The sequence below is a fragment of the Nocardioides thalensis genome (assembly GCF_013410655.1).
Taxonomy (GTDB): Bacteria; Actinomycetota; Actinomycetes; order Propionibacteriales; family Nocardioidaceae; genus Nocardioides; species Nocardioides thalensis.
The window spans coordinates 3,085,128-3,106,373 of sequence record NZ_JACCFP010000001.1 but is presented as its reverse complement, the minus strand read 5'-3'; the positions used below and the strand labels follow the sequence as shown (position 1 = coordinate 3,106,373).

Here is a 21,246-nt window from a genome sequence, read left to right as displayed (position 1 = left end):
TTGTGGGGGACACACCTGGGGCCTACGGTGACGGTGTGTCAACGACGACGCACCACACCGACCGTGACCAGCTTCTCAACCAGGCCGCCGACGTCGCCGGCCACAGCCGGGGCTCAGGAGGCCCGCCGGAGGACCCCGAGGCGCTGAGGGCGCTCCTCGCCGCCTACTTCCGGCACGTCGACACCGAGGACCTGGCCGATCGGTCCGAGGTCGACGTCTACGGCTCGTACGCCTCCCACCACCACCTGGCCGACGAGCGGCCGGCCGGCACGGCGCGGGTGCGGGTCTACACGCCGACCGTGGCCGAGCACGGCTGGTCCGCGGGCCGGCACTCGGTGGTGGAGGTCGTCGTCGACGACATGCCGTTCCTCGTCGACTCGCTGACGATGGAGCTCGCCCGCCAGCTGCGCGACGTGCACCTGGTGCTGCACCCGACGTTCGACGTCGAGCGCGACGCCAAGGGACGCCTGCTCAAGGTCCACCCGTCGGCACCCGGCTCGACCGAGCCCACCGAGGGCACGATCCGCGAGTCGTGGATGCACGTCGAGATCGACCGGCTCGGCGACGGCGACGCCGCCGACGCGCTGCGCGCCGACCTCGAGCGGGTGCTGGGCGACGTGCGCGCCGCCGTCGAGGACTGGCCCGCGATGCACGAGCGGGTCAACGAGATCGTCGCCGAGCTGGGCTCCGACGACTGCCCGCCGCTGGACAAGGCGGAGGTCGACCAGGCTGCGCGCCTCCTGAACTGGCTGGCCGACGAGCACTTCACGTTCCTGGGCTACCGCGAGTACGAGCTCGACAAGGTCACGCTCGACGGCGAGCCGGAGGACGTGCTCCGGCCCGTCGCCGGCACCGGACTCGGCATCCTCCGCGAGCACACCGCCGCGGACACCGAGAAGTCCGCCGCGTTCGGCAGGCTGCCCGACGCCGTCAAGAAGAAGGCCCGCGAGAAGAAGCTGCTCGTGCTGGCCAAGGCCAACTCTCGCGCGACCGTGCACCGCCCGGCGTACCTCGACTACGTCGGCGTGAAGAAGTTCGGCGCCAACGGCGAGGTGGTCGGCGAGCGCCGGTTCCTCGGACTGCTGTCGAGCGCCGCCTACACCGAGTCGGTGCTGCGGATCCCGCTGCTGCGCGAGAAGGTCGAGGACGTCATCCGCCGCAGCGGGCACGACCCGCGCAGCCACGACGGCACCGCGCTGCTCGACACGCTCGAGACCTACCCCCGCGACGAGCTCTTCCACACGCCGGTCGCGGAGCTCGCGCCGATCGCGGAGGCCGCGATGCAGGCGCGCGAGCGGCGCGCCGTACGCCTCTTCATCCGCCGCGACACCTACGGCCGCTACCTCTCCGTGCTGGTCTACCTGCCGCGCGATCGCTACAACACGGGCGTTCGTCACCGGTTCGAGAAGATCCTCACCGAGCGGCTCGGCGCGGAGTCGGTCGAGTTCAACGTCTCCATCAACGAGTCGACCACCGCGCGGGTGCACTTCGTCGTGCGGCTCGGCCCCGGCAAGCTGGTGCCCGGCGACGTCGACACGGCCGACCTCGAGCGGCGCCTCGTCGAGGCGTCGCGGTCCTGGCAGGAGGACTTCCTCCAGGCGGTCATGGCGGAGTACGGCGAGGAGGTCGGCGCGATCCTCGGGCGCCGCTACGTCGAGGCGTTCCCCGAGGCCTACAAGGAGGACTTCCCCGCGCGCACCGCCGCCGTCGACCTCGGCCGGGTCGAGGCGGTGCAGGGCGACGGCCTCGACCTCGCGCTCTACGAGGACATCGACGCCGCTGAGGGCGAGGCGCGGCTCAAGGTCTTCCGCGTCGGCGACCCGCTCTCGCTGTCCGGCGTGCTGCCGATGCTGTCGTCGATGGGCGTCGAGGTCGTCGACGAGCGGCCCTACCAGCTCGACGGCCTCGAGCGCCGTACCTTCATCTACGACTTCGGGCTGAGGTACGGCGCCGCGCTGCCCGAGCACGCGCGGGAGCTGTTCACCGACGCCATCCGCGCGATCTGGGACGGCTACACCGAGGTCGACGGGTTCAACGCGCTGGTGCTCAGCGCCGGCATCACCTGGCGGCAGGCGACGCTGCTGCGCGCCTACGCGAAGTACATGCGCCAGGGCAACAGCCCGTTCGCCATCGACTCCATCGAGGGCGCACTGCGCGACAACGTCGAGCTGACCCGGATGCTCGTCGACCTGTTCGAGACTCGCTTCGACCCCGACCTCGACGACTCCCGGCGCGACAAGCGGGAGCACGACCTGGTGGAGCAGATCCGGAAGGGGCTCGACGACGTCGCCAGCCTCGACCACGACCGGATCCTGCGGTCCTACCTGACCCACGTCGAGGCGACGCTGCGCACCAACTACTTCCAGCACCAGCACGGCGACCACATCGGGACGGGCTCGGGCGCGCGGCCGAAGAACTACCTCTCGCTCAAGCTCGAGCCCTCGTCGATCCCCGACCTGCCCGAGCCGCGACCGCGCTTCGAGATCTTCGTCTACTCGCCGCGCGTCGAGGGCGTGCACCTGCGGTTCGGCCCCGTCGCGCGCGGCGGTCTGCGCTGGAGCGACCGGCGCGACGACTTCCGCACCGAGGTGCTCGGCCTGGTCAAGGCGCAGATGGTCAAGAACACCGTCATCGTGCCGGTCGGCGCGAAGGGCGGGTTCTACGCCAAGCAGCTGCCCGACCCCGCCGGCGAGGGCGGCCGCGACGCGTGGCTCGCCGAAGGCGTGGAGTGCTACAAGACGTTCATCCGCGGCCTGCTCGACGTCACCGACAACCTGGTGACCGAGGGCCACACGCTGCCGCCGCCGCGCGTGGTCCGGCACGACGCCGACGACTCCTACCTCGTCGTCGCCGCAGACAAGGGCACTGCGACGTTCTCCGACATCGCCAACGGCGTCGCCGCCGACTACGGCTTCTGGCTGGGCGACGCGTTCGCCAGCGGTGGCTCGGTCGGCTACGACCACAAGGCGATGGGCATCACCGCCCGCGGCGCGTGGGTCTCGGTGCAGCGCCACTTCCGCGAGATGGGCATCGACTGCCAGACGCAGGAGTTCACCTGCGTCGGCATCGGCGACATGTCCGGCGACGTCTTCGGCAACGGGCTGCTCTGCTCCGAGAAGACCCGCCTGGTCGCGGCGTTCGACCACCGCGACATCTTCATCGACCCCGAGCCCGACGCCGCGGCGTCGTACGCCGAGCGGCGCCGGCTGTTCGACCTACCGCGCTCGAGCTGGCAGGACTACGACCGCTCGCTGATCTCCGAGGGTGGCGGGGTCTTCCCGCGCTCGGCGAAGAAGATCCCGATCAACGCGCAGATCCGCGCGGCGCTCGGCATCGGGCGCCACGTCGACTCGATGACGCCCGCCGAGCTGATGCGGGCGATCCTGCTCGCGCCCGTCGACCTGCTCTGGAACGGCGGCATCGGCACCTACGTCAAGGCGTCGACCGAGACCCATGCCGACGCCGGCGACAAGGCCAACGACGCCATCCGCGTCGACGGCACCGAGCTGCGGGCGCGGTGCGTGGGCGAGGGCGGCAACCTCGGGTTCACCCAGCGGGGCCGCATCGAGTACGCCGCCGACGGTGGTCGCATCAACACCGACTTCATCGACAACTCCGCCGGCGTCGACACCTCCGACCACGAGGTGAACCTGAAGATCCTCCTCGACCGCGTGGTCGCCGACGGCGACCTCACCGAGAAGCAGCGCAACAAGCTGCTCGCATCGATGACCGACGAGGTCGCCGAGCTCGTGCTCGCCGACAACTACGAGCAGAACCTCGCGCTCGCCAACGCGCAGAAGAACGCCCCGTCGCTGCTCCACGTCCACGAGCAGTGGATGCGCGACCTCGAGCAGCGCGGCCTGCTCGACCGCGAGCTCGAGGCGCTCCCGTCGCGGTCGGAGGTACGGCGCCGCATCGAGCAGGAGGGGGCGCTCACCCAGCCCGAGCTCGCCGTGCTGATGGCCTACACGAAGATCGTGCTCGCCGACGAACTGCTCGCCTCCGACCTGCCCGACGACCCCTACCTGACGCTCGACCTCCGGGAGTACTTCCCGTCGAAGATCAAGGACGGGTTCGCCGAGCAGATCGAGCAGCACCCGCTGCGGCGCGAGATCATCGTGACCCAGGTCGTCAACGACCTGGTCAACGGCGCCGGGTTCACCTACTGGCCCCGGCTCGCCGGCGAGACCGGCGCGTCGGCTGCCGACCTCACCCGCGCCAACTTCGTCGCGAGGGAGATCTTCGCGTCGCTGCCGCTGCGGCAGGAGCTGGCGACGTACGACAACAAGCTCGACGCGGCGCTGCAGACCCGGATGCGGGTCGAGATGCGCACCCTCGTCGAGCGGGCCTCGCGTTGGCTGGTCACCAACCGGCGGCCCCCGCTCGACAGCCAGGCCACCGTCGACTTCTTCGCCGGGCCGGTGCAGGCGACGATGCTCGAGCTGCCCGACCTGCTGATCGGGCAGGAGCTCGCGGCCTACGAGCAGCGGCGCAACGCGCTCGTGCAGCAGGACGTGCCCGAGGACCTGGCCGCGCGGGTCGCCACGTTCGACGTGGCCTATGCGCTGCTGAACGTCGTCGAGATCGCGATCGGCGACAACCTGCCGCCGGCCGAGGTCGCCCGCGTCCACTTCGCGCTGGGGGAGCGGCTCGGGCTCTCCACGGTGCAGGAGCGGATCGTCGCGCTGCCGCGCGCGGACCAGTGGCAGACGATGGCGCGCGCCGCGCTGCGCGACGACCTGCACGCGCTGCACGCGCAGCTCACGGCCCGGGTCATCGCCGAGACGCCCTCGGGCGACGACGGCAGCGCGGACGCGGCCGACCGGGTCGCGGCGTGGGAGGAGGCGACCGGCGGCGACGTTGTCGAGCAGGCCGCCGCGATGCTCTCCACGATCTTCGAGGACGAGGCGAGCGACATCGCCCGCGTCTCGGTCGGCCTGCGGGTGGTGCGGTCGCTGCTGACCTGACCGGCCGCGGTCGAGTGGCCGCTCCCCGGTGGTCGAGGAGGCCGGCCACGGCCGTCACGAGACCCCGGCCGGTGGTCGAGGAGGCCGTCCACGGCCGTCACGAGACCCCTCGCTGCCAGGGATTCCAGATTTACGTGGTTGCTCGCCGCTTCGGTCGCGGTGCTTGGTTGCTCTACTGCGTCGGCTTCGGGTTGCTTCGGGTCGTCGTTCTGTGGTCGCGGTACGACGGACACGGCAGTCGGAGGTTGAGGTGCGAGGCCGGCCACGGCCGAGCCTCGAAACCACCGATCCAGGGTGGTCGAGGAGCCGTGTTCAGGGTGGTCGAGTAGCCCGTGCGCGCTAGCGCGCGGGCGTATCGAGACCCACTTTCCGTCCACAGACCGTGATCGAGAATTCCCTGTCCACAAGCGGGTTTCCGGCGTCTGGTTGTGTCGGTCCTCGGTAGTTCAATAGGGGTCATGGATCTCGGGATGGCACCTCTCTTCGACCTCCCGGCCGCACCCCCGGCCGGAGCGGTCGACGTGCCGTTGACCGAGGCCCCGCTCTCCCGCGCCGACCAGCTCCTTCGAGACATCAAGGACAACCGCGCCGGCATCAACGAGCGGATGCTCGGCGAGGTCAAGATGCTCGCCGAATGGGCCCTCGAACACACCGTCGAAGTGCCGGAGGACGCCTCCACCCTCACCGAACGCGGCCTGGACACCGGGCTGCCGCTGGCCGGTGAGGGTGCCCCGTTGATCTCCGACTTCGCCGTCCTCGAGCTCGGCGCCATCCTCGCCCGGGGCATCGACTCGATCCGCAACTACGTCGGGCAGGTCGTGGAGCTCTCCCACCGCCTCCCCCAGGTCTGGGCCCGCGTCCTGGACGGCCACGTGCCGGTGTGGAAGGGCCTGCGGATCGCCGACTGCACCCGCGACCTGAACCCCGACGCCGTCACCTACGTCGACCAGCACCTGGCGAGGTTCGCTGCGACCTGCTCCTGGGCCCAGGTCGAACGCCTCATCGACGAAGCCATCACCCGCTTCGACCCCGCGTTGGCCGAGGAACGCCGCAAGCAAGCGGCAGAGACCCGGCACTTCGACATCGACTTCGACCGCGCCGGCACCGACGGCACCGTCCCGTTTCACGGCGAGATCGACCTCGCTGATGCCCTCGACGCCGAACAAGCGCTGCGCCACCGCGCCCGCGAGCTCGCCGAGCTCGGCTGCACCGAGTCCTTCGATGTACGCCGTGCCATGGCCTTCGGCGAGATGGCCCGCTGCGACCTCACCCTCAACTACCTCCCCGAAACCGACAAAGATCCGGTGGTCGAGGAGACCGGCCTGCGTCCGCACACCCCGCGCGGGCGGACCGTGGACCTGACGGTCCACCTCTCCCAGGCCGCGGTCGAAGGCGTCAACCCCGCCGGCGCGGTGGGCCGGCTCGACAACACGCGCTCACCCGTGACCGCGGAACAGATCCGCGAATGGTGCGCCGCCGCGGGCACGATCATCGTCCGGCCCGTCATCGACGTCGCCGGCCACGAACCCACCGGCGCGTATGAGATCGCCGAACGCCAAGCCCGCCAGGTCCTGCTCCGGGACCAGACCTGCGTCTACCCGCACTGCAATCGTCCCGCCGAGGCCTGCGACCTCGACCACGCCATCCCGCACGCCAAGGGCGGCGTGACCTGTCCGTGCAACCTCGCCCCGGTCTGCCGCGGACACCACCGCTTGAAAACACACCGGGCCGGCTGGGCGTATCGGGTCCTCGCGCCCGGGGTCTATTACTGGCGTGCCCGCACCGGGCACCAGTGGCTGGTCACCCCCGGCGGCACCTACGCCCTCGACACCCAACCCTGCCCCGGACCTGTTAAGGCGGCTGACCCGCCACCCGACTAGCTCCCACGCCCCGCACCCCGCCGAACCCCACGACCGGCGGGGGCACAGGCATGTCCGGGGTTGAGGTGCGCACGTCGATGAGGGCTGATCAGCCCAGCGAGGCCCGCATCGCAGGGAAAGCCGTCTCCCGGAAACCCGCGCGGACGTACATGCCGCGCCCCGCTCCAGTCGCCATCAGCTCCGCCCTCCCGACGCCCGTCTGCCGCGCCCACGTCATCACCGCGTCGAACGCCGCCTGCCCGTAGCCCCGACCGCGGTGGTCGGGCGCGGTGCAGACGTTGCTGATGAGCACGTCGCGGCCGTCGGGCACGCCGGGAGACGGCGCGGCATCACGGATGGCGCCGGTGGCGCAGCTGACGACGCTGCCGTCGACCTCGACGACGGCGAGACAGTAGTCGGGGTCGTCGAGCCGTTCGACGAACCAACGGCGCGCGTGGTCCCGCCATTGTTCGCCCGCCCCGGCCACGCCCATCGCCGCGAACATCTCTGCTCGCAGGTCCACCAGCGCGTCCACGTCGGGAGTGGCCGCCTTCCTCACCATCGCCGTTGCCACGAGCCGAGCGTAGGGAGCCGGGCGAGAAAATCAGGCCGCGGACACAACCTCGCGGCCGGTCCGATCCATCACAGGGGTATGACGACGCCCGCCCCGCCCCGCACGGCATCCTTGTCGGCGGAGGTGGTGATGGATCCCGAGCAACAGTTCACGGACCTCTTCGCCGCCCTCTGGCCACGCCTCTACCGGACGGCGTACGGCGTCGCCGGCGACCGTGGGGCGGCCGAGGACGCCGTGCAGAGCGCGATGGCCAAGGCCTATGCCTCGTGGTGGCGGATCCGGAAGGCCGACAACCCCGAGGCATACGTCCGCCGGATGGTCATCAACGAGGTGATCGGCGCCCGGCGCAGCGGTTGGCGGCTACGGGAGCGGCCGCGCGAGATAGTCGAGCACGCCGACGCGCTGCCCTCGCCCGAGACGGGAGTCGCCGACCGCGACGCGGTGTGGACGGCCGTGCTCGCGCTGCCGGTGCGGCAGCGCGCCGTGATCGTCCTCCGTTACTACGAGGACCTGTCGGAGGCCGAGATCGCCGACGCGCTCGGCTGCAGCCGCGGCACCGTGAAGTCGCAGGCGTCCGCCGCCCTCCGGAACCTCCGGAGCGCCGGCATCGAGACCGAAGGAGACGACCGATGACCACCGACCTGCGCACCGCCCTTGCCGAGCGCCTCGACGCCGCTGAGCCGCCCCCGCCCGACCTCGCCCGCGTCCTCCACGACGGGACCACGCTCCGCCGCCGTCGCCGCGCGGTGGTGGCCGGAGCCTCCGGACTCGGGCTCGTCGTCGCCGCCGGTTCGGTCGGCCTCGCCACGCTGGGGGGAGGGAGCGACGGCACCGGGATCGACGAGAGCGCCTACGCGAGCCTCGGCGCGCTCGACTTCTCCCACGGTGTCCGCGCGTACGCCGATCCGGGCAACGAGATCCACCTCGGTGGTCGCACGTTCCCCGCCGACGACCTCGGCTGGCTGGACACCGATGCGGTCGCGACGCCCTACGGCATCGTGTTCTTCGACGAGGGCCGGCCGGGGCTCTTGCGGGAGACCGGCAACGTCGTCTCGCTCGACGACACTGCGCAGAAGGCGCCCGGGGGCTTCCACCCCACGGCCAAGGCCGACGTCACCGGCGACCTCGCAGCCTGGGCGACCTGGCGGGAGGGCGTCGCGACCATCACCGTGCGTGACATGGCGACCGGCAAGGATGTGGCGACCGTCGACGTGGAGTGCAGCAACACGGAGTGCACCGACGTCGTGATCGACGGCATCGACGGGGGTGCGGTCTTCGTCCGCGACGCGGAGGGCACGCGCATCTGGGACAGCGCCACGGGGGACTGGACCGACTTCGCCGGCCCAGAGACCCGGGTGGCGGACGTCCGCAACGGCGTCGTCCTGTACGACGGCCCGGCGCCCACCACTCCGGGGGACTGGCAGCCGGCGGCCGGTTCGATCGACGCCCAGCTCAGCCACGACGGTCGGCACGTCCTCGACTGGAGCAGCACGCTCGAGCCGGTCGATCCCAGGGACGACCCGATCGTGCTGGAGCAGGGGCCTGCGGACGGCATGGGCGCCGCGTGGTGGACCTTCGACACGGACGGGTCGGTGCTCGTGGTGACCGGGAAGAACTACGGCGACTTCACCGTCTACGACTGCAAGCTGCCGAGCGGCGCGTGCGTCGCGGTCGGGCCTCTGCGCACGACGAGCGGGGACCCGGAGTTCATCGGCAACGACATGTGACCTGACGTCTTCCGCCCACCGCGAGCGGGAGGAGGAAAACGATTCGTTCGTTGTCCGTGACAACGAATATGGTCGTGGCACCGATGACGACGACCACGAATGCTCCGGCTCCCGACCAGCGCGACCCGCTCGGCCCCGACCCGGACAATCCGCCTCCCGCCGGCGTCCACTCCCTCTGGCGCCTGCGCCACTACCTCCGCCCGCACAGCGTCTCGCTGGCGATCATGCTGTTCGCCTCGCTCGCGTTCGTCGGGGTGGCGGTGTCGATCCCGTTGGTGATGAAGGCGCTGATCGACGGCCCGATCACCGACCGCGACCTCGGCCCGGTGGTCCCGCTCGGGCTCTGCGTGCTGGCGCTCGGCGTGCTCGAGGCGTTCCTCGTCTGGTGGCGGCGCTGGGTGCAGTCCAACGCGGTTCTCCAGGTCGAGACCACGATCCGCGGCGACCTCTACGCGCACCTCCAGTCGCTGCCGATGAGCTTTCACAGCCGCTGGCAGTCGGGCCAGCTGCTCTCGCGCGCCACCACCGACCTGTCGGCGATCCGGCGGTTCTTCGGCTTCGGCATGGTGTTCCTGGTCATCAACATCGTCCAGGTCACGGCCGTGACGATCGTGCTGCTCTTCATGTACTGGCCGCTCGGCCTGGTCGTCGCCTTCACGTCGGTGCCGGTGGTCTGGCTGTCGATGCGCTTCGAGAAGAAGTACGTCCTCATCTCCCGGCGGGTCCAGGACGAGCAGGGCGACCTCGCCACCCGCGCCGAGGAGGGCGCGGTCGGCATCCGCGTCATCAAGGCGTTCGGCCGCAGCCGCTACATCGGCGACCAGTACGAGGACGCCTCCCGCAAGCTCCACGCCACCAGCATGGAGAAGGTCCGGCTCTCCGCCCGGTTCTGGACGTTCCTCGAGGTGATCCCCAACATCGCGGTCGCGATCGTGCTGCTCTTCGGCGCGATCGGCGTCGGCCGGGGCGACCTGACGCCCGGCGAGCTGGTCGCGTTCATCACCCTCATGCTGTCGCTCGTCTGGCCGGTCGCCTCGCTCGGCGTCATCCTCGCGATGGCCCAGGAGGCGATGACGGCCGCCGCACGCCTGCTCGAGATCTTCGACACCGAGAGCGCGATCGTGGGCGGCACCCGCACGATCGAACGGCCGCGCGGGCACCTGCGCTTCGAGCACGTCGACTTCGCCTTCCCCGACGCCCTCGACGAGCCGGTGCTGCGCGACGTCAACCTCGACGTGCGCCCCGGCGAGACCGTCGCGGTCGTCGGCGCGACCGGCTCCGGCAAGACCGCCCTCACCGCCCTCGTCCCGCGGCTGTACGACGTGACCGCGGGCCGCGTGACGCTCGACGGCGTCGACGTGCGCGAGCTCGACCTCGTGCACCTGCGCCGGCTGGTCGCCACCGCGTTCGAGGACCCCACGCTCTTCTCGATGAGCGCCCGCGAGAACCTCACCCTCGGCCGCGCCGACGCGTCGGACGCCGATATCGAGGAAGCGCTCGACGTCGCCCAGGCCGGCTTCGCGCGTGACCTGCCATGGGGTCTCGAGACCCGCATCGGCGAGCAGGGGATGGCCCTGTCCGGCGGCCAGCGGCAGCGGCTCGCGCTCGCCCGCGCCGTCCTAGCCCGCCCGGCCGTCCTCGTGCTCGACGACACGCTCTCGGCGCTCGACGTCCACACCGAGAAGCTCGTCGAGGAGGCGCTCCGGCGGGTGCTCGCCGAGACCACCGGCATCATCGTCGCCCACCGCGCCTCGACCGTGCTGCTCGCCGACCGGGTCGCCCTCCTCCAGGACGGCACGATCACCCACGTCGGCACCCACAGCGAGCTGCTCGCCACGGTCCCGGCCTACCGCGAGCTGCTCGCCGCCGACGCCAACGCCGACGAGGAGGTCGCGTCGTGACGACGTCCGAATGGCGGGGCATCGCCAAGACCGACGAGGACGAGCACGTCCTCGAGATCGAGCGCAGGTTCACCGGTGGGTCCGGCGAGCTCCTGCGCGAGCTGCTGGCGCCGTACAAGTGGGCCATCTGGGGCCTGGTCGGCATCGTCCTCGTGGAGAACGCCGCGCGGCTCTCGATCCCCTACCTGGTCAAGGAGGGCATCGACACCGGCATCCCGCCGATCCGCGCCGACAACGACCTCGGGCCCCTGGTGACGATCGTCGCGATCGTGCTGCTCGCGACGCTGACCCAGGCCATCACCCGCAACCTGTTCCTGGTGCGGTCGGGCCGGATCGGCCAGGACGTGCTATCCGAGGTACGGCGCCGCGTCTTCCGCCACTTCCAGAAGCTCAGCCCGGCTTTCCACGACGACTACACCTCCGGCCGCGTGATCTCGCGCCAGACCTCCGACGTCGACGCGATCTACGAGATGCTCGAGACCGGCTTCGACGGGCTGGTGACCGCGGCGCTCACGCTCGTCGGCACCGCCGGCCTGCTGCTGTTCCTCGACGTCAAGCTCGGCCTGGTCGCCCTGGTGTGCGGCCCGTTCCTCTTCTGGATCACCAACTGGTTCCGGCGCGAGTCGGCCAAGAGCTATCGCGTGACCCGCGAGAAGGTCGCGCTGGTCATCGTCCACTTCGTCGAGTCGATGGGCGGCATGCGCGCCGTGCAGGCGTTCCGCCGCGAGCCGCGCAACCAGGAGATCTTCGACGACGTCAACGACCAGTACCGGGTCGCCAACCTCAACGCGTTCCGGCTGATCGTCTGGTTCATGCCCGGCATCCGGCTGATCGGCAACGTCACGATCGCGGTCGTGCTGCTCTACGGCGCCTACCTCGCGTTCCACGGCGAGGTCACCGTCGGCGTGCTCGCGGCGTTCCTGCTCTACCTGCGGCAGTTCTTCGAGCCGATGATGGAGATCAGCCAGTTCTACAACACCTTCCAGTCGGCGTCGGCCGCGCTCGACAAGCTCGCGGGCGTGCTCCGCGAGGAGCCCGGCGTGCCCGAGCCCGAGCGGCCGGTGCGGCTCGGACAGGCGCGCGGCGACCTGCGCTTCGACGCCGTCGACTTCGAGTACGCCGAGGGCCGGCCGGTGATCGTGGGGCTCGACCTCGAGGTGCCCGCCGGCCAGACGCTCGCGGTGGTCGGCACCACCGGCGCCGGCAAGACGACGATCGCCAAGCTCGCCACCCGCTTCTACGACCCGACGGCCGGCGCGGTGCGCCTCGACGGCCTCGACCTGCGCGAGCTGACCTCCGACGACCTGCGCCGCAACGTGGTGATGGTGACGCAGGAGAACTACCTGTTCTCCGGCACCATCGCCGACAACATCCGGTTCGGCCGGCCGGACGCGTCGATGGCCGAGGTCGAGGCGGCGACCCGCGCGCTCGGTGCCCACGACTTCATCGCGGCCCTGCCCGACGGCTACGCGACGAAGGTCGCCAACCAGGGCGGCCGGCTGTCTGCCGGGCAGCGACAGCTGGTCGCGTTCGCGCGGGCGTTCCTCGCCGACCCGGCGGTGCTGATCCTCGACGAGGCGACGTCGTCGCTCGACGTGCCCTCCGAGCGGCTGGTCCAGCAGGCGCTGCAGACCGTGCTCGCCGGCCGCACGGCGGTGATCATCGCCCACCGGCTGTCGACGGTCGAGATCGCCGACCGGGTGATCGTGATGGAGCACGGCCGGATCGTCGAGGACGGAGCCCCCGCCGACCTGGCCGCCGCCGGCGAGGGCAGGTTCTCCGACCTCCACGAGGCGTGGCTCGACAGCCTCGCCTGAAACGCGACCAAAGTCGCTGGTGGCTCCTCCGCCCGTTGCCTAGGGTCGGGGCCGTGCCAGCCATCGACGCCCGAGGACTGACCAAGAAGTACGGCGACACGACCGCCGTCGACGACGTGACGCTGGCCGTCGCCCCCGGTGAGTTCCTCGGCGTCCTCGGCCCCAACGGCGCCGGCAAGACCACCCTGCTGGAGATGATCGAGGGCCTGCGGCGGCCCGACGCGGGCTCGGTCACGGTGCTGGACGAGCCGGTGTGGCCGCGCAACCCGGCGCTGCAGACCCGGATCGGCGTACAGCTCCAGGCGTCGTCGTTCTTCGAGCGGCTGACCGCGCGCGAGCAGATCCACACGTTCGCCTCGTTGTACGGCGTGGCCGCGTCGGTCGCCGACGAGTGGCTGGCGCGGGTCGGGCTCACCGACAAGGCCGGCACCCGCGTCGAGGACCTGTCCGGCGGTCAGGCGCAGCGGCTGTCGATCGCCTGTGCGCTGGTCCACGACCCGGAGGTGGTGTTCCTCGACGAGCCGACCGCGGCGATCGACCCGCAGGCGCGGCGCAACCTGTGGGACCTGCTGTCCGGCATCAACGACAGCGGCCGCACCGTCGTGCTCACGACCCACTACATGGACGAGGCCGAGGCGCTGTGCGACCGGGTCGCCGTCATGGACCACGGCCGCGTGCTCCAGGTCGGGCCGCCGGCCGAGCTCGTCGCCGGGACGCCGGACGCCGACCGGCTGGAGGACGTGTTCCTCGCCCTGACCGGACGGGAGTACCGCGAGTGAGGTCCTCCGCCTTCCGTGCGCTCTCCGTCGCGATCCTCAAGGGCTTCCTGCGCGACCGGGCCGCGGTCTTCTTCGCGATCGTCTTCCCGCTGATGTTCCTCGTGCTCTTCGGCGGGCTGTTCTCCGACCAGGGGCAGTCCGAGGTCGACATGATCCAGGTGGGCGAGGTGCCGCTGCTCGAGGAGCTCCCTGGCGATGCGCGCGAGGCGTTCGACGACACCTTCGAGGTGACCCGCTCCGACGACCTCGCCGCGGCGCTCGAGGAGGTGCGCAAGGGCGACGCCGACGTCGCCGTCGAGCAGCAGGGCGACACGCTGGTGGCGCACTACACGGCGACCGACCAGGTCAAGGCCGCCGTCACCCAGGGCACGCTGCGCGCGTTCGTCGACGGCGCCAACGTCGCCGCCACCGGCCGGCCGCCTTCCTTCCACCTCGAGACCGCCGCGGTCGAGGACGACTCGCTGACCACGATCCAGTTCGTCACGCCGGGCCTGCTCGGCTGGGCGATCGCGATGAGCGCCGCGTTCGGCGCCGCCGCGACGCTCCAGGGCTGGCGGCAGTCCAAGCTGCTCCGGCGCCTCCAGCTGGCGCCGGTGTCGACCGGCACGATCGTCGGCGCGCGGGTGGCGGTCACCGTCGCGGTCGCGCTCGGACAGCTGGCGATCTTCCTCGGCGTCGGTGCGGCCGCGTTCGGGCTGACGCTCACGGGGTCGTGGTGGATGGCCGTCCCGCTCATCGTGGTCGGCACCCTGTGCTTCATGGCGATCGGGCTCCTCGCCGGCGCGATCGCGAAGAGCACCGAGGGCGCGGTCAACATGGCCAACTTCTTCGTGCTGCCGATGGCGTTCCTCAGCGGCTCGTTCTTCCCGCTCGACGACGCGCCCACCTGGCTCCAGCGCGTCTCCGACCTGCTGCCGCTCAAGCACCTCAACGAGGGCATGCTCGACGTGATGGTCCGCGGCCAGGGCCCCGGCGCGGCCGCCGTACCCCTGCTGGTGCTGGCCGGGTTCGCCGTCGTCGTGACCGTCCTCGCCGCTCGGCTGTTCCGGTGGGAGACCGCCTGAGCGCCTGCGGCTACCGTGCCTTGGCGTCGAACGCGAGCGTCCGGTGGCCGATCCGGACCCGGGTGCCGTGGACCAGCACCAGCTCGCCGCCGGGCGGCATCCGCATCCAGTCGTCGGTCTGCGGCACGTGCACGTAGGTGCCGTTGGTCGACACGTTGTCGACGAGCACGGCGTCCGGCCCGCGCAGCTCCACCCGCGCGTGCACGCGTGAGACCTGGTTGGACGTGTCGATGACCGGCAGCGCGCGGAACGCGCCGGAGCGCACCCGCTCGTCGCTCGCCGGGTCGCGGCCGAGGAGGTAGGGCACGTCGAGCTGGTAGACCGAGCCGTCGTCGAGCACGACCACGCCGAGCGGCTCGCGCGCCCGCGCGACCTGGCTGGAGTCGTCGACGATCGGCAGCGGCTCGAAGCTCTCGTCGTCGAGGTCGTCGAGGAGCACCGACTGGAAGCTGACCTCCTCGGGCACGTACGGCGGCGGCAGCGGCCGCCCCGAGGACTGGCCGGGCGCCGGCGGGACCACCGGGATCGAGTCGGCCGTCGGTGGTGGCGAGGGCGGTGGCGGAGGAGGCGGCTGCGTCGCTCGCATCTCCTCGACCTCCGCGATCCGGGACAGCATCGAGTCGTCGGCGGGCTCGGCGGCCGGCCCGGTGACCAGCAGCGCCCCCGCGGGGACCACTCCGTCGTGCAGGCGGTACGGCGAGCCGGGGTCGGGCGTGGTCGCGCCGGGCAGCGCGACGGTGACGCTGCCGACCGGCCACGGCACCAGCCGCTCGACCCAGGCGAGCGAGTCGGCGCCGGAGATGACGGTGTCGTCCACGGTCACCGTGACGTCACCGTCGACGAAGACCGACAGCCCGGTGTCGTGCGGCGCGAGGGCGGCGAAGCCGGGGGAGTCGTCGGTCGCGGTCGAGAGCAGCATCGCGTAGCCGCGCACGAGCTGCCGCCCCTGCCCGCCGTTGGCCGCCACCATAGCCGCGTGGTCGACGTACGGCCGCACTACGTCGGGGTCGCTCGACCCGACGAGCAGCACGACCGGTCCGATCCGTGCGAGCGTCCCGTCGCCCGGTCCGGGCACGACGATGCTGGACGCCCAATCCTGTGCCGAGGTCCTCACGACACACGATCCTTCCACCGAACCTCGGTCCGTGGGGCAGGAAGGTGCCATGCTGTACCGGTGGACGGGATAGCCGACTACGAATTCGAGCGCCCGCTGGGGGAGTCCAACTACGGCACCAACTACCTGGCGCGCACTCCCGCGCGGCTCGGCATCGACGCCGACCACGTCGTGGTCAAGGTGATCGCCGGCCCGACGTCCGACGACGCGTTCCGGCGCGCCACCCGCGAGCTGAAGCACTTCAGCGTCGCCGACAGCGACCGCCTGGTCGAGGTCTACGACGCCGGCCGCCACGGCGGCGCGTTCTACTACGCGATGGAGTTCCTGCCGATGGGCTCGCTCGAGAGCCCGGCGTCGCCGCTCGACTCGGGGCGTGCGGTCGCCGCCGTTCGCGACGCGGCACTCGCCGCGCACGCCCTCCACGAGCGCGGGATCGCCCACCGCGACATCAAGCCCGCCAACATCCTGATCGCCGACGACGGCGGCCGGCTCGCCGACCTCGGCCTGTCGCAGCTGCTCGCGCCCGGGATGGTGATGACCGGCCTCGGCCGGATCGGGCTGGAGTACACCGACCCCGCGATCATGACCGGCGCCCAGGCGTCCCGGGCCAGCGACATCTGGTCGCTCGGCGCCTGCCTGCACTTCGCGCTCACCCGGCGCGGGGTGTACGGCGACAGCCTGCCTGCCGAGCCGTTGCTGCTGGTGCGCGCGATCCTCGCGACGAAGCCGATGATCGCCGACGACCTCCCCGGCCCGGCGCGCGACCTGATCTCGGACTGCCTCGACCCGGACGTCACGCGCCGGCCGCGTACGGCGGACGAGGTCGCCGAGCGGGCGACCGCCATCGCGTCGACGATGTCAACGTGATCGTCCTCGCGACGGAAATTTCTGCGGACCCGCAGGTCCAGACCACTTCGCCGCCGTACGATTCCGGCGACCGCTAGGTCGCGCGCTGAAGGGACAACCGATGGAACTGCACGAGAGCCTCTACGCACTGGGCCAGGCCCAGGGCCGCGAGCTGTTCAACGACGCCGACAGCTTCCGCGGCGCGCTGGACGACTGGCTGGACGAGGAGGCCGCCACGACGGGCGACATCAACCTGCTCGTCGACGCGGTGCGCCTCGGCGCCTTCGGCTCGATGTCCTCCATGCTCGACAGCGGCGCCGACTCCGACCGAGCGATCGCCGACGCCGGTGCCCGGCTCGCCCGTGACCGCGGCAGCGCCGACGTGGGCGGCGCGATGTGGGCCCTGTCCGTGCTCGGTTACGCGATCGGCAGGGTCTCCGAGGGCCAGGTGCGCACCTACCAGTCCCAGCACGCGTCGCGGCAGGTCCCGCCGCCGGGCACCGCCGTGCCGCCGGCCGCCGGCGCGCCGACCGCGGTGAAGCCGCAGACGCCCGCCGGTCCGCCGCCGGTGACGCAGCGGCCGGGCGCCACGCCCCCGGCCAACCCGGTCTGGCCGAGCTCCGGTGGCAACCCGACCGCGGTCCCGGGCCAGACCCCGCCGCCCCCGGCCCCGACGCCGGCGCAGCCGGCGTACGGCGGGAGCTTCCCGCCGCCCCCGCAGGGCCCGCAGCCCACGAAGGGCAAGAAGAGCCCGTTGGTGCCGATCCTGGTCGGCCTGGTGGCGCTGCTCGTGATCGCGGCCGGCGTCGTGGGCGCGATCGCGCTTACCGGCGGCGACGACGAGAAGAAGGACGACCCGACGGCCGACGGCAGCGAGACGCCCGACACCGGCGAGCCGGACCTGACCCCGGAGGGCATCACCGAGCGCTACAGCGCGCTCGCGCAGAGCATCGCGTCCGGCACCAGCCTCAAGGAGTGCACGCCCGCCGACTCGCTCGCCGCCGGCGAGGAGGAGAAGCTCGACTGCACCGTCAGCACCGGCACCCTCGTGCTCACGACCTACTCCGACGAGGCCGACATCAACGCCGCGCGCACGAAGGCGATCAACCTCGCGGAGGGCCACCTGACCAACCAGGTCGACTCCGGCTACTTCTCGTTGTTCGACCCGACCGACGCCGAGGACACCTCGCGCCCGGCCTCGCTCTACTGGGACAGCAAGGCCGCCACCCAGTCCGCCCTGCTGACCGCCGCCAACGGCAGCGACGCCGACGCGCTGCTCACCGCGTGGAAGGCGACCACCCCGACCGTCGACGAGCCGACCCGGATCATGTCGCCGGAGCTCCAGGCCCTCGCCGACCAGTTCAGCATCCGCCGCTGCGAGCGGATCCCGACGCTCTACCAGGGTGAGCTCGAGGAGTCGCAGTGCGTGCGCAACGGGAAGTCGGTGTGGGTCGCCGAGTTCGCGGAGGAGAAGGACTTCCGCGACTACCGCGCGCTGGCCAAGCAGCTGTCGAAGCAGGACCAGTACCCGGTCGACTCCTACTGGTGGGACACCAACGACGCCAGCCAGACCGAGCAGGGCAAGATCTACGGCTACACCGACGACTCCAACAACGGCGTCCTGTACTTCGACGACCTCGACTGCCTCTGCTACGTGCAGGCCTACGACAACGGCGACGGCAACCCGGTGGCGCTGTGGAAGTCCTACTTCAACGTGGAGTGACGCGCTAGCGGGCTGCTAGAGCTCGGAGCGGGCCAGGATCGCCATGGTGGTGTCGTCGCCGCCGACCCTGGCCGGCTCCTCCAGCCACGCCGGCAGCTGCTCGCCGATCCAGTCCAGTCCGCGGCTGCGGCCGAACTCGACGAGCTGTTCGCCGGTCTGGCGCCACCAGCCGTCGGCGTCGACGCGTGAGTTGCCGAACCCGTCGGAGCACAGGAACGCCAGCACGGTCTCCTCGACCCGGGTGTCGAGCACGGCGACCCGCAGCGCGCTGAGCGGGTCGGGCTGGCACAGCGAGCTGGTGTGCACCCCGTCGAGGTGGGGGTCGTCCGGCAGCGCACGACTGGCGGTGCCGTGGCGGTCGACGACCACCGAGTCGCCGTCGCCGATCTGGAGGAAGACCATCAGGTCGCCGGCGACGGCGGCGGCCAGCAGGGTGGTGCCGTAGGCGCGCAGCGGGTCGGCCGCGGCGCCGTACTCGCCGAGCTCGATGTCGCTGTAGGGGTTGGCCTCGCGGTGGTGGGCGACCTTCGCGTTCCAGGTCTCGACGATCGCCGCGGCCGCTGCCCGGACGAGCGCCTCCGTCTCTGCGGCGTCGTCGCCCAGCTGCGGCACCAGCCGGCGCAGCACCTCGACCGCGCTGACCGCCGCCAGCGCGGCGCCGGTGTCGCTGCGGAAGTGCAGCCGGTGGCCGTGGCCGTCGGCGACCGCCACCACCGCCTGGTCGCCGTCGCTCCAGGTGAGCACGGCGTCCTGCAGCGGGAGTCCGTCGCGGAGGTGGACCGAGCCGATCGTCGTGCCCGACAGCGTCGTCCAGACCTTCGGCCGCGGACGGGTCGCCTGCGGGTCCGGATCCGTCATCCCAGCGTGCTCCAGATCGGGTCACCGATCGGGCTCGGGGGCGGCGTGGCCGTCGTACCGCCGCCGACGACGGGGCGCGAGGCGACCTTGCTGGCGGCCTTGGACGCCCAGACGATGTACTCGACCAGCTGCTCGGGGTTGTCCGCCCGCAGCAGCGGCACGTCCTCGTCGCCGATGAACCGGCGCAGCGAGTGCATGTCGGCGTCGCGGCCGACGCCGAGGGCGAGACGGACGGCGGTCGCGCCCCACCGGTTGTTGAGCAGCGACTGGAGGCCCTCGGCGAACGTCGTGCCGCTGCTCTGCGTCGGCCGGCCGTCGGAGACCAGGATGATCGCCGGCGGGTAGGCGCTGTGGGACTCGTCGAGCTGGGAGAGCTTGTCGGTGAGCGCGACCAGCGCGCTGCCGAGCTCGGTGAAGCCGCGGGGGACCGCCTCTAGCCGGCTCCAGTGGACCTGGTCGACGGGGGTCGGCTCCTCGATGACCCAGCGCGGCTCGTTGGCGAACGCGAGGACCCGGATCAGCAGCTCGGCGTGCGGGTTGGCGCGCGCCTCGTCGCGCAGGTGCGGCAGCACCTCGGTGATGGCGTTGTTGAGGGCCTGGATCCGGCCGCCGCGCAGCATCGACCCGGAGACGTCGAGCACGAAGATGAAGTGCAACGGCTTGCGCGCCAGCGCGCCACCCAGGCGGTCACTCATGGCTATAGATTGTCATGCATGGTCCTGGCGGAGGGTGAAGTCGTGGATCTCGGGCCCCTCGGCCATGCCCGCGTCACGTCGCTCCTCGGACAGGGCGGGCAGGGCTACGTGTTCGAGGTGCGCCGCGAGACGGGCGAGCCGCTCGCCCTGAAGTGGTACAAGCCCGAGAGCGCGACCACGGAGCAGTACCAGGAGATGCAGCAGCTGGTGGAGATCGGATCGCCCCACCAGCGGTTCCTGTGGCCGTTGAGCATGGCGCGCGTCCCGACGCAGCCGAGCTTCGGCTACGTCATGCACCTGCGCGACCCGCGGTTCCTCGAGCTGAGCTTCCTGCTGCTCAACGCCGACCGCGACGGCAACCCGCTCGACGTGTCGTTCGCCTCGATCATCCAGCTGTGCCGGCAGCTGAGCTACAGCTTCCTGCGGCTGCACGCGCGCGGGCTCTGCTATCGCGACATCTCTTTCGGCAATGTGTTCTTCGACCCCGCCAACGGCGACGTGCTGATCTGCGACAACGACAACGTCGGCATCGACAACGGCACCGGGCGGGTCCTCGGCACGCCGTACTTCATGGCGCCCGAGGTGGTCCGCGACACGACGTACCGCACGCTCCCCAACACCGACACCGACCGGCACTCGCTGGCCGTGCTGCTGTTCTACTCGCTGTTCCTCGGCCACCCGCTCGAGGGCGCGCGCACCGACAGCGGGATGCGCGACGCGCACTGGCTGATGACGCACTTCGGCACCGATCCGCTGTTCTGCATGCACCCGGAGCGCACCGACAACCGGCCGGCCGAGATCGTGCAGAAGTACTGGGGCATCTACCCGCAGTTCCTGCGCGACCTGTTCGTGCAGGCGTTCGTCGACGGCCTCGACCGTCCGGGCGCCCGTGTCACCGAGGGGCAGTGGATCAAGGCGATGGACCGGCTCCGCGACGGGCTGATGACCTGTCCGTCGTGCGGCACCACCAACTTCTGGACGCCGGAGGAGCGCGGGCTCACCTGCTGGCACGACCAGACGCCGCTGCAGCCGTCGTACCTCATGCAGGTCGGGCGCCGCACCCTCGTCGTCGGCCCGCAGGCCGAGATCCGCACCGACCACCTGACCTCCGGGGTCGACCGGCCCACCGTGCTCGCCAAGGTGCGCCAGCACCCGACCGAGCCCGGCCGGTGGGGCCTGCACAACGCGTCCGACTTCTCGTGGCCGGTGTCCTACCCGGGCCAGGAGCTCGTGCTCGAGCCCGGCCGGACCATCGAGCTGGTGGCCGACGCGCGGATCCAGATCAAGAACGCCACGGTTCACGTACGGCGGCCGTAGTCGGC

General features: G+C 71.5%; 15 protein-coding genes. 11 read left to right on the top strand and 4 right to left on the bottom strand.

The window, feature by feature from the left end:
* Positions 1-35: 35 nt before the first annotated feature.
* Positions 36-4,967, top strand: a complete 4,932-nt coding sequence (locus HNR19_RS15170) for an NAD-glutamate dehydrogenase (RefSeq protein WP_343047206.1) — start codon at positions 36-38, stop codon at positions 4,965-4,967.
* Positions 4,968-5,437: 470 nt separating this feature from the next.
* Positions 5,438-6,847, top strand: a complete 1,410-nt coding sequence (locus HNR19_RS15165; protein ID WP_179668696.1) for an HNH endonuclease signature motif containing protein — start codon at positions 5,438-5,440, stop codon at positions 6,845-6,847.
* An 88-nt stretch (positions 6,848-6,935) separates the two neighbouring features.
* On the opposite strand, the gene HNR19_RS15160 is transcribed toward HNR19_RS15165, so the two are convergent.
* Positions 6,936-7,400, bottom strand: coding sequence for a GNAT family N-acetyltransferase (locus HNR19_RS15160; RefSeq protein WP_343047205.1), 465 nt, complete (start codon positions 7,398-7,400; stop codon positions 6,936-6,938).
* A gap of 129 nt (positions 7,401-7,529) precedes the next feature.
* Here HNR19_RS15160 and HNR19_RS15155 point away from each other — a divergent pair, with 129 nt between their 5' ends.
* From HNR19_RS15155 to HNR19_RS15130, 6 genes are all read left to right on the top strand, one after another.
* The gene (locus tag HNR19_RS15155; protein WP_179668695.1) at positions 7,530-8,033 is read left to right on the top strand and encodes a SigE family RNA polymerase sigma factor; all 504 of its coding nucleotides are present in this window, start codon (positions 7,530-7,532) and stop codon (positions 8,031-8,033) included.
* A complete protein-coding gene (locus HNR19_RS15150) occupies positions 8,030-9,127 on the top strand; it encodes a hypothetical protein (RefSeq protein WP_179668694.1) in 1,098 nt (365 codons plus the stop codon). Before HNR19_RS15155 ends, HNR19_RS15150 begins: the two co-directional genes overlap by 4 nt.
* Positions 9,128-9,210: 83 nt before the next feature.
* Positions 9,211-11,028 carry an ABC transporter ATP-binding protein gene (locus tag HNR19_RS15145; protein WP_179668693.1) on the top strand — a complete coding sequence of 606 codons (1,818 nt, stop codon included), beginning with the start codon at positions 9,211-9,213 and terminating at the stop codon, positions 11,026-11,028.
* Positions 11,025-12,845, top strand: a complete 1,821-nt coding sequence (locus tag HNR19_RS15140; protein ID WP_179668692.1) for an ABC transporter transmembrane domain-containing protein — start codon at positions 11,025-11,027, stop codon at positions 12,843-12,845. Before HNR19_RS15145 ends, HNR19_RS15140 begins: the two co-directional genes overlap by 4 nt.
* A gap of 53 nt (positions 12,846-12,898) precedes the next feature.
* Positions 12,899-13,624, top strand: coding sequence for an ATP-binding cassette domain-containing protein (locus HNR19_RS15135; RefSeq protein ID WP_179668691.1), 726 nt, complete (start codon positions 12,899-12,901; stop codon positions 13,622-13,624).
* A complete protein-coding gene (locus tag HNR19_RS15130; RefSeq protein WP_218910274.1) occupies positions 13,621-14,688 on the top strand; it encodes an ABC transporter permease in 1,068 nt (355 codons plus the stop codon). Before HNR19_RS15135 ends, HNR19_RS15130 begins: the two co-directional genes overlap by 4 nt.
* A gap of 10 nt (positions 14,689-14,698) precedes the next feature.
* Here the strand turns inward: HNR19_RS15130 and HNR19_RS23595 are convergent, their stop codons facing one another.
* A complete protein-coding gene (locus tag HNR19_RS23595) occupies positions 14,699-15,802 on the bottom strand; it encodes an FHA domain-containing protein (protein WP_179668690.1) in 1,104 nt (367 codons plus the stop codon).
* A 60-nt stretch (positions 15,803-15,862) separates the two neighbouring features.
* On the opposite strand from HNR19_RS23595, the gene HNR19_RS15120 reads away from it, so the two are divergent.
* The gene (locus HNR19_RS15120) at positions 15,863-16,669 is read left to right on the top strand and encodes a protein kinase domain-containing protein (RefSeq protein ID WP_179668689.1); all 807 of its coding nucleotides are present in this window, start codon (positions 15,863-15,865) and stop codon (positions 16,667-16,669) included.
* A gap of 100 nt (positions 16,670-16,769) precedes the next feature.
* Positions 16,770-18,371, top strand: a complete 1,602-nt coding sequence (locus HNR19_RS15115) for a hypothetical protein (RefSeq protein ID WP_179668688.1) — start codon at positions 16,770-16,772, stop codon at positions 18,369-18,371.
* 15 nt (positions 18,372-18,386) lie between these two features.
* Here HNR19_RS15115 and HNR19_RS15110 read toward each other — a convergent pair whose 3' ends face one another.
* Together HNR19_RS15110 and HNR19_RS15105 are read right to left on the bottom strand one after the other, a co-directional pair.
* The gene (locus HNR19_RS15110) at positions 18,387-19,229 is read right to left on the bottom strand and encodes a PP2C family serine/threonine-protein phosphatase (RefSeq protein WP_179668687.1); all 843 of its coding nucleotides are present in this window, start codon (positions 19,227-19,229) and stop codon (positions 18,387-18,389) included.
* On the bottom strand, positions 19,226-19,924 hold the full coding sequence (locus tag HNR19_RS15105; RefSeq protein WP_179668686.1) for a vWA domain-containing protein: 699 nt from the start codon (positions 19,922-19,924) through the stop codon (positions 19,226-19,228). The genes HNR19_RS15110 and HNR19_RS15105 overlap by 4 nt, the downstream gene beginning before the upstream one ends.
* A gap of 42 nt (positions 19,925-19,966) precedes the next feature.
* Between HNR19_RS15105 and HNR19_RS15100 the strand changes: the two genes are divergently transcribed.
* The gene (locus HNR19_RS15100; protein WP_179668685.1) at positions 19,967-21,241 is read left to right on the top strand and encodes a protein kinase domain-containing protein; all 1,275 of its coding nucleotides are present in this window, start codon (positions 19,967-19,969) and stop codon (positions 21,239-21,241) included.
* Positions 21,242-21,246: the final 5 nt, after the last annotated feature.